Source organism: Streptomyces sp. NBC_01012 (genome assembly GCF_045162755.1).
Taxonomy (GTDB): Bacteria; Actinomycetota; Actinomycetes; order Streptomycetales; family Streptomycetaceae; genus Streptomyces.
In genome coordinates, this window is record NZ_CP108688.1 from 5,329,144 (window position 1) to 5,342,848 (window position 13,705).

The window sequence follows — 13,705 nt, forward strand, 5'->3', positions numbered from 1 at the left end:
CCATGCGCTTCAACCGGACGCTGCTCTCCGTCATCCTGGTCGTGGTCGCCCTCGTCATCCAGGTGTCCGTCCTCGCCCGTCTCCAGCTCCCCGGGGCCACCCCCGACCTGCTGCTCCTCGTCGTTCTCGGACTCGCCTTCGTCTACGGGCATGTGAGCGGCGCCTTCATCGGCTTCGGCGCGGGCCTCCTCGCCGACCTGGCACCGCCCGCGGACCACGCCGCCGGGCGCTACGCCCTGGTCCTCTGCGTCATCGGCTACTGCGCAGGCCTGGCGCGGCCCTCGATCGGCCAGCTCAAGTCGGCCTTCACCCCGATGGCCTTCGTCGTCGTCGCGGCGCTCGGGTCGACGCTGCTGTACGCGGGTGTCGGCGCCCTCGTCGGCGACACGGCCGCCCGGCATGTGGGCCTGGCCAGCCTGCTGTTCACCGCCGTGGTGTACGACCTGCTCCTGGCGCCGTTCATCGTTCCACTGATCATGGCGCTCGCCAGACGCACCGAGAACGACCCGGTCGCCGAGAGCTCCAGCAGCGGCGATGTCGCCGCCGGCTGGCTGGCCACCGGCACCGGCCTTCGGATCGGCAGCCAGCGGGGCGGGATGCGCCTGAGGGCAGCCCGCGGCCGTGCCGCACGCGCAGGAAGGATCAAGGGGGTCAAGCGACTGTGAGGCTGTTTCCTTCCGGGGGTAACCCCCGTACCCCCGGCCGACCCACCAGCATCGGGGGCACCCCGTGAGCAACATTCCCGAGACGGGCCGGACGCCACGGGTCCAGATCCGTCTCGTAGTGATCCAGATCCTCGTCTTCTCCCTGCTCCTGACGCTCGGCGGCCGGCTCTGGTACCTCCAGATCCGCAACGGGCAGGAGTACACCGACGAGGCCAAGAACAACCACGTCCAGCAGGTCGTGCAGCCCGCCGTCCGCGGCTCGATCCTCGACGCGCGCGGCGTGCCGCTCGCCGACAACGAGACACGGCTCGTCGTGTCCGCGAGCCGCACCGAGCTGATGAAGATGAAGGACGACGGCGTCGGCGTCCTCACCCGGCTGGCCGGTGTCCTGGACATGAAGCCCAAGGACGTCCTGGACAAGGTCAGGCTCTGCGACGACAAGACCCCGCAGCCCTGCTGGAACGGCTCGCCCTACCAGCCGATCCCGGTCACCGACGAGGCCACCACACAGCAGGCCCTCCAGATCCGTGAGCGCGCCGAGGACTTCCCCGGCATCACCGCCGAACCCACCGCCGTACGCCGCTACGCCGCACCCGGCAAGGCCAACACCGCCCAGGTGCTCGGCTACCTCTCGCCCGTCACCGACGAAGAGGTCACCAAGGCCCAGGACAGCGACTCGCCGTACCTCCGCTCCGACCAGGTCGGCCGCTCCGGCCTGGAGCGCACGTACGACAAGGAGCTGCGCGGCAAGGCCGGTGTCACCCGGTACGAGGTCGACAACCTGGGCCGCGTCATCGGCCAGGCGCAGAACGACGACGCCGAGCCCGGCGCCAACGTCGTCACCTCCATCGACGCCCGGGTCCAGGCCGTCGCCGAGTACGAGCTCAACGAGGCGATGAAGACCGCCCGCAAGGAGCTGGACCCCAACACCAACGAGATGTACAAGGCCGACTCCGGCGCCGTCGTCGTGATGGAGGCCAAGACCGGCCGCGTCGTGTCCATGGCCTCGCTGCCCTCGTACGACCCCAACGCCTGGATCGGCGGCATCTCGGCCAAGGACTACGCGAAGCTCACCGGCAAGAAGTCCAACTTCCCGCTGCTGAACCGGGCCATCCAGGGCACCGCCGCACCCGGATCGATCTTCAAGGTCATCTCCTCGACCGCCGCGGTGAACGCCGGATACGACTTCGACGGCAACTACCCGTGCCCGAGCTCCTACTCCATCGGCGGCCAGACCTTCAAGAACTTCGAATCCCAGGGCTACGGCAACATCACCATCGGGCGCGCCCTGGAGGTCTCCTGCGACACGGTCTACTACGGCCTGGCGCACAAGGAGTGGCAGAAGGACGGCGGCAACAACCCGAAGAAGAACCCGGCGGACTGGTTCTACAAGACCGCCCACCAGTTCGGACTCGGCAAGGAGACCGGCATCGACCTCCCCAACGAGGTCGCGGGCCGGGTTCCCGACCGCCAGTGGAAGCAGGACTTCTACGACGCCAACAAGGCGTCCTGGTGCAAGCAGGGCAAGAAGAACGGCACCTACGTCGAGAAGATCGCGTACGAAGGCTGCATCGAGGGCAACAAGATGCGCGCCGGTGACTCCGTCAACTACTCCATCGGCCAGGGCGACACGCTCGTCACGCCGATCCAGATGGCGACCATCTACTCCGCGATCTCCAACGGCGGCACGCTGTACGACCCGACCGTCGGCAAGGCGATCGTCAGCGGCGACGGCAAGACCGTCCAGGAGATCGCGCCCGAGGCGCACGGCAAGCTGCCGTTCAAGAAGGCGGACACGCGCGACAAAATAGATCAGGCCCTCGCGGGAGTCGCGACCCAGGGCAGCGCCGCCTGGCGATTCGGCGGTTGGCCCCAGGACAAGATCCCGATGCACGCCAAGACAGGCACGGCCGAGGTCTACGGCAAGCAGACGACCTCCTGGTTCGCCACCTACACCAAGGACTACTCGATCGTCATGACGATCTCCCAGGGTGGTACGGGCTCCGGCGCGTCGGGCCCCGCGGTGCGCAACATCTACAACGCGATCTACGGACTCGACGCCAGCGGCAAGCAGGACCTCAAGAAGGCGCTGCTGCCCGAGCCCCAGAAGGACCTGCCGAAGATCAAGTCGGACGGTCGGATCGTGTCGCCCAAGATCAAGCCGTACACCCCCGCGCCCGCCGACGACGGCACCGAGACCCTCGCGGGTGCCCTGCCGGCGACCGTGGGGAGGCGTGACTGATGGCGGGCTTCTCCGTCTCGGGCTACGCCCCCGAGGAACGCTCCGCCTGGTCCAAGCTCACCGCCCGCGACTCCGTCGTGCGGCGGCTGGACTGGCCCCTGCTCGGAGCGTCACTCGCGCTGTCCTTCGTCGGCTCGCTGCTGGTCTGGTCGGCGACCCGGGGCCGTGAGTCACTGACCCACGGCGATCCGTACTACTTCCTCTTCCGGCACGCCCTCAACAGCGGCATCGGCTTCGCGCTGATGATCGGCACCCTCTGGCTGGGACACCGCACCCTGCGGGGAGCGGTGCCCGTCCTCTACGGGCTCTCGGTCGTGCTCGTCCTCGCGGTCCTCACCCCGCTGGGCGCCACGGTCAACGGGGCGCACGCCTGGATCCTGCTCCCCGGCGGCTTCTCCCTCCAGCCCTCCGAGTTCACCAAGATCACGATCATCCTCGGCATGGCGATGCTGCTCGCCGCCCGGGTCGACGCGGGCGACCAGCTGCACCCCGACCACCGGACCGTCGGCAAGGCCATCGGCCTGGCCCTCGTGCCGATGGCCGTCGTCATGCTGATGCCCGACCTCGGCTCCGTCATGGTCATGGCCGTCATCGTGCTCGGTGTGCTCCTCGCGTCCGGCGCGTCCAACCGCTGGGTCTTCGGGCTCCTCGGCGCGGGCACGGCGGGCGCGGTGGCCGTCTGGCAGCTCGGTGTGCTCGACGACTACCAGATCGCCCGCTTCGCGGCCTTCGCCAACCCGGCACTCGACCCGGCCGGCGTCGGCTACAACACCAACCAGGCCCGGATCGCCATCGGTTCCGGCGGTCTCACGGGCACCGGGCTCTTCAACGGCTCCCAGACGACCGGCCAGTTCGTCCCCGAACAGCAGACCGACTTCGTCTTCACCGTCGCGGGCGAGGAGCTCGGCTTCCTCGGCGCCGGACTGATCATCGTCCTGCTCGGCGTCGTCCTGTGGCGCGCCTGCCGTATCGCCCGGGAGACGACCGAGCTGTACGGGACGATCGTCGCCGCCGGCATCATCGCCTGGTTCGCCTTCCAGTCCTTCGAGAACATCGGGATGACACTCGGGATCATGCCCGTGGCCGGACTTCCGCTGCCGTTCGTGTCGTACGGGGGGACATCGATGTTCGCCGTCTGGGTGGCGGTCGGACTGCTCCAGTCGATCAAGGTGCAACGGCCGCTGTCGGCCTGAGTACGGCGAGGGGCCGGGCGCACCCCTGCATATCCGCCGGTATCGCGGATAGGTTCGTCGTATGGCGGACTCGAAGCGCGAGGTCGAGCGGAAGTACGAAGCGCGTCCCGACACCCGGCTGCCCGACCTGACCGGCGCGGCCGGGGTCTCGGCGGTCGTCCACCGTGGTCCCAGCGAACTCGACGCCGTCTACTACGACACCGAGGACTTCCGGCTGGCCGCCGACTCCCTCACGCTGCGCCGCAGGACGGGCGGGCACGACGCCGGATGGCACCTCAAGTTCCCCGTGTCGCCCGACGTGCGTGACGAGATCAGGGCCCCGCTCTCCGACGCCCTGCCGCCCGCCATCGGCGAACTGCTCCGCTCCCGGGTGCGGAACACCCCGGTGACCCCCGTCGTCCGGATCCTCTCCGCCCGCGACGTCCACCACCTCCTCGGCGCGGACGGCGCCCTGCTCGCCGAGCTGAGCGTCGACGAGGTCCTCGCGGAGCGCCTCACCGCAGAGGGGCACGGGACCACATCGGCGTGGACCGAGCTGGAGGTCGAGCTCGCCGACGACGGCGATCCCGCTCTCCTGGACGCCGTCGAGCGGCGGCTGCGCAAGGCGGGTGTTCTGCCGTCGGCCGCGCCCTCCAAGCTGGCCAGGGCGCTGGCCGAGACCGCCCCCGACGGGCGGCGGCGGACGCCGGAGGACGAGCACGACCCGCACACCGCGGGCGACCATGTGCTCGCCTACGTACGCGCCCAGATCGCGGCCGTCGTCGGACTCGACCCGGCGGTGCGCCGCGAGCTGCCCGACAGCGTGCACCGTATGCGGGTCGCCACCCGGCGGCTGCGCAGCGCCTTCAGGACGTACCGCGCGATACTCGACAGGAGCGTCACCGATCCCCTGCGCGACGAGCTGAAGTGGCTCGCCGCCGAGCTCGGGGCCGACCGTGACCAGGAGGTCATCGAGGAACGGCTGCGCTCCGGTCTGGACGAGCTGCCCGGCACCCTGGTACTCGGCCCCGTGAGCGCCAGGCTGACGCTCACCTCCGTCGCCAGGCGCACCGGTTCACGGCGGCGGGTGGCCACGGTGCTCGACGCGGACCGCTATCTCGCCCTGCTCGACTCCCTGGACGCCTTCGTCGCCGACCCGCCGCTGCGCCCGGCGGCCGGGCGCCCACCGCGGGACGCCCTGCCCCGCGCCGTGCTCAAGGACTACGACCGCCTCGCCGCCCGCGTCGGCCACGCACTCGGCCTGCCCCCGGGCGGGGAACGCGACGTGGCCCTGCACGAGGCGCGCAAGGCCGCCAAACGCGCCCGTTACGCCGCCGAGGCCGCCGCGCCCGCCCTGGGGAAGCCGGCCAGGAAGTTCACCGAACGGATGAAGTCGGTGCAGTCGCTGCTCGGCGACCACCAGGACAGCGTCCTGACCCGTGACGCCCTGCGCACCCTGGCGGTCCAGGCGCACGGCGCGGGGGAGTCCGCCTTCACCTGGGGCCTTCTGTACGGCCATGAGGAGGCGGGGGCGGCGGTACGGGAGCGCGAGCTGCCCGAGGTCTGGGCCCGGGCGTCGCGGCCGGGTCTGCGTACGGCGATGAAGCGCTGAGCGGTCCGCGCGCGGCGTCGAGAGGCTGAGCACCGGGTTAGGCTTGATGGTCACCCCTGCCAGCTACGAAGGTCCCCAGATGTCTGCCGAGTCGGTCTTCCCGCAGCTCGAAGCTCTGCTCCCGCATGTGCAGAAGCCCATCCAGTACGTCGGCGGTGAGCTGAACTCCACCGTCAAACCGTGGGACGAATGCGACGTCCGCTGGGCACTCATGTATCCCGACGCCTATGAGGTCGGACTCCCCAACCAGGGCGTCATGATCCTCTACGAGGTGCTCAACGAACGTGAGGGCGTCCTCGCCGAGCGCACGTACAGCGTGTGGCCGGACCTGGAGGAGCTGATGCGCGAGCACAAGGTGCCCCAGTTCACCGTGGACAGCCACCGCCCGGTCGGCGCCTTCGACGTGTTCGGCCTCAGCTTCTCCACCGAGCTGGGTTACACCAACATGCTCACCGCCCTGGATCTCGCGGGTATCCCGCTGGAGTCCAAGGACCGCACCGTCGACCACCCGATCGTGGTGGCCGGCGGCCACGCCGCGTTCAACCCCGAGCCGATCGCGGACTTCATCGACTGCGCGGTCATCGGCGACGGCGAGCAGGCGGTCCTGGAGATCACCGAGATCATCCGCGCCTGGAAGGCCGACGGCAGGCCCGGAGGCCGCGAAGAGGTGCTGTTCCGCCTCGCGAAGACGGGCGGAGTCTACGTCCCCGGCTTCTACGACGTCGAGTACCTCCCCGACGGCCGCATCGGCCGCGTCGTGCCCAACAGGTCGGGCGTGCCGTGGCGCGTGTCCAAGCACACCGTGATGGACCTCGACGAGTGGCCGTACCCCAAGCAGCCGCTCGTCCCCCTCGCCGAGACCGTCCACGAGCGGATGTCCGTGGAGATCTTCCGCGGCTGCACCCGCGGCTGCCGTTTCTGCCAGGCCGGCATGATCACGCGACCCGTGCGGGAGCGAAGCATCACCGGCATCGGCGAGATGGTCGAGAAGGGGCTCAAGGCCACCGGCTTCGAGGAGGTCGGCCTCCTCTCGCTCTCCTCCGCCGACCACTCCGAGATCGGTGACATCGCCAAGGGCCTCGCCGACCGGTACACGGACGACAAGGTCGGCCTCTCGCTGCCCTCCACCCGCGTCGACGCGTTCAACGTGGACCTGGCCAACGAGCTGACCCGTAACGGCCGCAGGTCGGGTCTCACCTTCGCCCCCGAGGGCGGCTCCGAGCGCATGCGCAAGGTCATCAACAAGATGGTCTCGGAGGAGGACCTGATCCGCACGGTCGCCACCGCGTACGGCAACGGCTGGCGCCAGGTGAAGCTGTACTTCATGTGTGGTCTGCCCACCGAGACCGACGACGACGTCCTCCAGATCGGCGACATGGCGGTCAACGTCATCGCCAAGGGCCGCGAGGTCTCCGGGCAGAACGACATCCGCTGCACCGTCTCCATCGGCGGGTTCGTGCCCAAGCCGCACACTCCCTTCCAGTGGGCCCCGCAGCTGAGCGCCGAGGACACCGACGCCCGGCTGAAGAAGCTCAGGGACAAGATCCGCGACGACAAGAAGTACGGCCGTTCCATCGGCTTCCGCTACCACGACGGCAAGCCCGGCATCGTCGAGGGCCTGCTCTCCCGGGGCGACCGCCGTGTCGGCTCCGTCATCCGTGAGGTCTACGAGTCCGGCGGCCGCTTCGACGGCTGGCGCGAGCACTTCAGCTACGACCTCTGGATGAGGAGCGCGGAGAAGACGCTGCCCTCCTTCGGCGTGGACGTCGGCTGGTACACCACCCGTGAGCGGACCTACGAGGAGGTCCTGCCCTGGGACCACCTGGACTCGGGCCTCGACAAGGACTGGCTCTGGGAGGACTGGCAGGACGCGCTCGACGAGACCGAGGTCGAGGACTGCCGCTGGACGCCGTGCTTCGACTGCGGGGTCTGCCCCCAGCTCGACCTGGACATCCAGATCGGCCCGACCGGCAAGAAGCTCCTGCCGCTGACGGTCGTGAAGTAGCTCCCCCTTCCGGGCTCCCGTACGGCAGCCCGATGACGGAAGCCCGGCCCGGGAGGCTCCGCCGCGAGCCCCCGCGCCGGGCTTTCGCGGGCCGAGGACGCGCGGGAACTCGAAGAGTCCGCTGCGCGTACCCTGGGTAGGACAACGACTGTCCCAGCGCGGCGCCCGCATTCGAGATCTCCCTGCTTGCCGACACAACGGTCGAGCGGGGGTGAGCCGGAGCGGCACCCCGGGGCACCCCGTACTTCGTGGGCGGCACGCCACCGCGGCTGCCCCGCACCGAGGAGAAGAACCACTGGGCAAGCGACAGCCCGAAGGCCCGCCGCCCGCACCGGCGGTGCAGCGCATCAGACTGCGCTACACCAAGCGGGGCCGCCTCCGGTTCACCAGTCACAGAGACTTCCAGCGTGCCTTCGAGCGGGCGCTGCGCCGCTCCGAGGTCCCCATGGCCTACTCGGCCGGCTTCACCCCGCACCCCAAGGTGTCGTACGCCAACGCCGCCCCCACGGGTACGGGCAGTGAGGCCGAGTTCCTGGAGATCGCGCTCACCGAGGCGCGGGATCCGGCCACCCTGCGCACCCTGCTCGACGCGTCGATGCCCGAAGGCCTCGACGTCGTCGACGCGGTGGAGGCCCACACCTCGGGCCTCGCCGACCGGCTGACCGCCTCCGTGTGGGAGATGCGGCTGGACGGGGTCGCCGTACAGGACGCGGAGAGAGCCGTCGCCGCCTTCCTGGGCGCCGAGACCGTCGAGGTCCAGCGCCGGGCGAAGAACGGCATGCGGACCTTCGACGCCCGCGCGGCCGTCGCCGGTCTCGAAGCCCTTGATCCACAGCCTGATAGGTCCGGGGACAGGCCCTGTGCGATACTGCGGCTGGTAGTGCGGCACGTGACACCTGCTGTGCGACCCGACGACGTCCTGTCCGGTCTCCGAGCTGTGGCCGACCTAACGCCGCCAGTCCCCGCAGCGGTGACCAGGCTGGCGCAGGGGCTCTTCGACGAGGAGTCCGGCACGGTGACCGACCCGCTCGCGCCCGACCGCGAGGCAGCCCCGGCCGTTTCCACGGCCGATCCGGCAGCCGCCGCGGCGACGCCGGAAGGTGCAGGTTCCGCGTAAGGCGGTCGTTGTAGCGCAGCCCTTGGACCGGGAGCCACCTGGGTCGGGCCGCGCACCGCCCCATAAGACTTTCGCCAGGCCGTGCGTCACGCGTACGGAACCGGCGAGCCAGACATCAGCTCCCGTGCGGCGCCCGCGCCCCGGACGGCGGTATCGCGCACATCACGCGAATCGCGCCGGACCGGAATCAGGCGTGGCGCCCGGGAGCGCGACGGGAGAACCGCCCGCATGCACGAGCCGAACGAACCCGGAAACACCGGGTCCCCCATGAACGCCGAAGACAGCAACGCCCCCGGGGACAAGCTGCCGCCGCGCCGCAGGCGCCGCGCGGCGTCCCGCCCCGCGGGCCCGCCGTCGGGCGCACAGGGTGCGCCCGCCACCGAAGAGATCACACAGGCCGCCCCGGCCGCCGCCGCAGAGCAGCCCGAGCCCGTGGCGGATGCCGCGCCGCCGGCGCGTGGGCGTCGTCGTGCGGTCCGTAAGGCGACCGCTCCGGCGGGTGCGCCGCAGGGTGCGGCCGAGATCGTGGAGCCCGTCGCCGAGGCCGCTCCGGCCGAGGCCGATGAGGACACCGTCGAGGCGTCCGAGCCCGTGGCGGATGCCGCGCCGCCGGCGCGTGGGCGTCGTCGTGCGGTCCGTAAGGCGACCGCTCCGGCGGGTGCGCCGCAGGGTGCCGCCGAGATCGTGGAGCCCGTCACCGAGCCCGCCCAGGCCGAGGACGAGGACGAGACCGAAGAGGACACCGCTGAGGCACCCGTGGCCGAGGCCGCGCCCCCCGCGCGCTCACGCCGCCGTGCCTCCCGTAAGGCGACCGCCCCCGCGGGTGCTCCCCAGCCGGCCGAGGCCGCCGCTGAGGAGACCGTCGTGGCCGAGCCGGCGAAGGCCCAGGCTCCCGAGCCCGCCGCGGAGCCGTCCGAGCCCGCGGCAGCGCCGCGCGGCCGGGCACGCCGCCGCGCGTCCGCCCCGGCCGGTGCGCCGGGCACTCAGACCGCCGGGACCCCGGCCGAGATCGTGGCCGAACCGGCTGCCGAGGCCGTCGCCGCGCCCGCCGAGCCCGCCAGGGCCGAGCAGGCAGCGGCCGATGCACCCGTCGCCGAGGCACCCGTTGCCGAGGCCGCGCCCCCCGCGCGCTCACGCCGCCGCGCTTCCCGTAAGGCGTCGGCACCGGCCGGCTCCCCGCAGCCCGTCGAGGAGGTCGCCGAGGCGGCCGCCGAGAAGGGCGAGGACCTTCCCGCCGCGGTGGCCGAGGAGCTCGCGTCCGAGACCGAGCAGGTGGAGGAGGCCGCGCCGCGCGGCCGCCAGCGCCGTCGGGCCACCTCCGCCGCCGGCCGCCCCGAATTCACCGGGAAGACCGAGGAGCCCACCCGCAAGGGCCGTCGCGCGACGCGCCCCGCCGTGGCCGTGTTCCAGGCCCCGGTCTTCGCCGAGCCGATGTTCCAGACCCCGGAGACCGCTGCTGCCGCTGCCGCCGCCGCGGGCTCCGCCCCGGCCGTCGACGAGAGCGACGACGCCGAGGAGCAGAGGTCGGCGGACCGTGCGCCGCGCAAGGCCGAGGGCAGGCAGGCCGCCGCCCCCGCCGAGCAGGCCGAGTCCGCGCCGCAGGGCGGTTCGCGCCGTCGCCGCCGCCGTCGCGGCGAGGCCGTCGAGACCGAGCCGGCCGCGACCCCGGTCACGCTTCCGGCCGAGCAGGCCGAGCAGTCCGCCCCCGCCGCCGCTCCGGCCACGGACGAGCACGAGGCCGAGCCCGGGACGGACGCCGAGCACGAGGGCGACGAGACGGACGAGTACGGCGACCGCCCCTCGCGCCGTCGCCGTCGCGGTGGCCGTCGCCGCCGTCGCGGTGAGGCCGGCGACACCGACGACACGGAGCAGCAGCAGGACGACGCGTCCGCCGACCGTTCCGACGAGGCGCAGCCCGCCCAGCAGGACGACGAGGACGAGGACGAGCACGAGTCCTCGAACGGTTCGAGCAGCAGCCGTCGCCGTCGCCGGCGTCGCCGCCGCAGCGGGGATGCCTCCGGCGACGACACGAGCGCGGGCACGGGCTCGGACGACCCGGAGCGTACGGTCGTCAAGGTCCGCGAGCCGCGTGAACGGCGCGGGAAGGAAGCCGCCGAGCGCGAGCCCGGCACCGGCTTCGACGAGGTCCAGTCCATCAAGGGCTCGACCCGTATGGAGGCCAAGAAGCAGCGTCGCCGCGAAGGCCGCGAGCAGGGCCGCCGTCGCGTCCCGATCATCACCGAGGCCGAGTTCCTGGCCCGCCGCGAGGCCGTCGAGCGGGTCATGGTCGTCCGCCAGAGCGGCGAGCGCACCCAGATCGGTGTCCTCGAGGACAACGTGCTCGTCGAGCACTACGTCAACAAGGAGCAGGCCACCAGCTACGTCGGCAACGTCTACCTGGGCAAGGTGCAGAACGTCCTGCCGTCCATGGAGGCCGCCTTCGTCGACATCGGCAAGGGCCGCAACGCCGTCCTGTACGCCGGTGAGGTCAACTTCGAGGCGCTCGGCATGGCCCACGGGCCGCGCCGCATCGAGACCGCGCTCAAGTCGGGCCAGTCCGTCCTCGTCCAGGTGACGAAGGACCCGATCGGCCACAAGGGCGCCCGCCTGACCAGCCAGGTCTCGCTGCCCGGCCGCTACCTCGTGTACGTGCCCGAGGGCTCGATGACCGGTATCAGCCGCAAGCTGCCCGACACCGAGCGCGCCCGGCTGAAGACCATCCTCAAGAAGATCGTTCCCGAGGACGCGGGCGTCATCGTGCGCACCGCGGCCGAGGGCGCGAGCGAGGAGGAGCTGCGCCGCGACGTCGAGCGGCTGCAGGGCCAGTGGGACGAGATCCAGAAGAAGGCGAAGAACACCAGCAGCTCCAACGCCCCGACACTGCTGTACGGCGAGCCGGACATGACCGTCCGGGTCGTCCGGGACATCTTCAACGAGGACTTCTCGAAGGTGATCGTCAGCGGTGACGACGCCTGGGAGACGATCCACGGCTATGTCTCGCACGTGGCGCCCGACCTCAGCGACCGGCTGTCGCGCTGGACCTCCGAGGTCGACGTCTTCGCGACGTACCGCATCGACGAGCAGCTGATGAAGGCGCTCGACCGCAAGGTCTATCTGCCGAGCGGCGGCTCGCTGGTGATCGACAAGACCGAGGCGATGGTCGTCGTCGACGTCAACACCGGCAAGTTCACCGGGCAGGGCGGAAACCTCGAGGAGACCGTCACCAAGAACAACCTGGAGGCGGCCGAGGAGATCGTGCGCCAGCTCCGGCTGCGCGACCTCGGGGGCATCGTCGTCGTCGACTTCATCGACATGGTGCTCGAGTCCAACCGGGACCTGGTGCTGCGGCGCCTCCTGGAGTGCCTGGGCCGCGACCGTACGAAGCACCAGGTCGCCGAGGTCACCTCGCTCGGCCTGGTGCAGATGACCCGTAAGCGGGTGGGCCAGGGTCTGCTGGAGTCCTTCTCCGAGACCTGTGTCCACTGCAACGGGCGCGGTGTGATCGTCCACATGGAGCAGCCCACGGCCGGCGGTGGCGGTGGCGGTGGCAAGCGGTCCAAGAAGCGCGGCCGTGGCGGCGCGGGGCACGAGCACGAGCACGAGCACGCCCAGGACCACGAGCACGCCGAGCAGCCGGCCGAGCCGGAGACCGAGAGCGAGGCCGAGGTGGCCGCCGAGGTCGCCGCCCCGGTGGCGCTGCCCGAGCCGGAGTTCGTCGCCGACGAGGAGCTGTACAGCCACCCGGCCGAGGCCGAGGCGGCAGCGTCGCGCGGCCGTGGCCGCCGCCGCGCGACCCGCAAGGCGACGGCTCCGGCCGGCGCCCCCGCCTCGGCTGCCTCGGTGGATGAGTCCGCTCCGGCGGCCGAGTCCGCCCCGGCGGTCGAGGAGGAGCCGGCGCCCGCGCCGGTGGCCGAGACCCCGGTGGAGGCTCCCGCCGCATCCGAGGCAGCACCCGAGGCCGAGGCCGCGCCGCCGGCGCGCACGCGTCGCAGGGCGACCCGGAAGGCGTCCGCCCCGGCGGGCTCGCCCAAGCACGCCGATGTGACGCCGCCGGTGCAGCCGACCGAGCCCGCGGCGGAGCCCGTCGCGGTCGAGGACCCGGTCGTCGAGGCCCCCGCGGCCCAGGCGCCCGCCCCCTCGGACGAGGCGACTGCCCCCGACGCCCACGCGGCTGACGGGGAGTCCGCTCCGGCCGCCGCGCCGCGCGCCCGTCGCAGGGCGACCCGTAAGGCCACCGCGCCCGCGGGGTCGCCGGCCGGTGCGGAGGGGGCCGAGGCCGTCGTGGTCGCGGACACCGACGCGTCCGACACGCCCGATGCCTCCGGCACCGAAGCGGCGGAACCGGAAGCTCCGGCGAAGAAGGCCGCGGCGCGCAAGACCGCCAAGAAGGCCACGGCGAAGAAGGCGGCCGCCAAGAAGACGGCCACCAAGACGGCGGCGAAGAAGACCGCTGCGAAGAAGACGACGACGAAGAAGGCAGCGGCGAAGAAGACCGTCGCCGCAGAGCAGTCCTCGTCCTCCGTGACGGCCTCGGCCCCGTCCACCGAGTCGGGACCGTCCACCGACTGACACCGGAAGGACTGACCGCCCGTCACACACGTGTCCCGCCTCGAAGCTTTCGGGGCGGGACACGTGTTTTCGTTTCACAACCGATGCATGGGCTTGTTAACAGGACCGAAATCACATGAGAAATCCCTGATAATGTGACGGCGGTCGCTGACTGTGAAGCTCCTGCAAAGGAACTGCGGTCAGTGACCGACCTGGTTCTGGAGTGACCGGGTCCTGTTTCTCGGCAGGGCGTCGGCACATCTGCCGGTGGGGTTTTGCGCGGCCTCGTCAGACGTCCCGCACGCACCCCGGGCCTCTGCTTGTGAAGAGCTCTTGCGGTGTTC

General features: G+C 71.5%; 7 protein-coding genes. All 7 read left to right on the forward strand.

What is annotated here, in order from left to right; translation table 11 throughout:
- The first annotated feature begins 2 nt into the window (after positions 1–2).
- The gene (gene mreD, locus OG623_RS23870) at positions 3–665 is read left to right on the forward strand and encodes a rod shape-determining protein MreD (protein ID WP_406149133.1); all 663 of its coding nucleotides are present in this window, start codon (positions 3–5) and stop codon (positions 663–665) included.
- A gap of 64 nt (positions 666–729) precedes the next feature.
- On the forward strand, positions 730–2,907 hold the full coding sequence (mrdA, locus tag OG623_RS23875) for a penicillin-binding protein 2 (protein WP_406149134.1): 2,178 nt from the start codon (positions 730–732) through the stop codon (positions 2,905–2,907).
- Positions 2,907–4,100, forward strand: a complete 1,194-nt coding sequence (gene rodA, locus OG623_RS23880; RefSeq protein ID WP_406149135.1) for a rod shape-determining protein RodA — start codon at positions 2,907–2,909, stop codon at positions 4,098–4,100. The genes mrdA and rodA overlap by 1 nt, the downstream gene beginning before the upstream one ends.
- Positions 4,101–4,161: 61 nt before the next feature.
- Positions 4,162–5,691, forward strand: coding sequence for a CHAD domain-containing protein (locus OG623_RS23885; protein WP_406149136.1), 1,530 nt, complete (start codon positions 4,162–4,164; stop codon positions 5,689–5,691).
- Between the two features lie 79 nt (positions 5,692–5,770).
- Entirely contained in the window at positions 5,771–7,696 is a 1,926-nt protein-coding gene (locus OG623_RS23890) for a TIGR03960 family B12-binding radical SAM protein (protein WP_406149137.1), read from the forward strand.
- Positions 7,697–8,033: 337 nt separating this feature from the next.
- Complete coding sequence (locus OG623_RS23895) at positions 8,034–8,813, forward strand: TIGR03936 family radical SAM-associated protein (protein ID WP_406149138.1); 780 nt, start codon at positions 8,034–8,036, stop codon at positions 8,811–8,813.
- Positions 8,814–9,041: 228 nt separating this feature from the next.
- Positions 9,042–13,382: an Rne/Rng family ribonuclease gene (locus tag OG623_RS23900; protein ID WP_406149139.1), complete on the forward strand. Its 4,341-nt coding sequence runs from the start codon at positions 9,042–9,044 to the stop codon at positions 13,380–13,382.
- Positions 13,383–13,705: the final 323 nt, after the last annotated feature.

Coding starts and splice junctions, on each gene's coding strand:
- mreD (WP_406149133.1), top strand. CDS start 3: ATGCGCTTCAACCGGACGCTGCTCTCCGTCATCCTGGTCGTGGTCGCC.
- OG623_RS23900 (WP_406149139.1), top strand. CDS start 9,042: ATGCACGAGCCGAACGAACCCGGAAACACCGGGTCCCCCATGAACGCC.
- rodA (WP_406149135.1), top strand. CDS start 2,907: ATGGCGGGCTTCTCCGTCTCGGGCTACGCCCCCGAGGAACGCTCCGCC.
- OG623_RS23890 (WP_406149137.1), top strand. CDS start 5,771: ATGTCTGCCGAGTCGGTCTTCCCGCAGCTCGAAGCTCTGCTCCCGCAT.
- OG623_RS23885 (WP_406149136.1), top strand. CDS start 4,162: ATGGCGGACTCGAAGCGCGAGGTCGAGCGGAAGTACGAAGCGCGTCCC.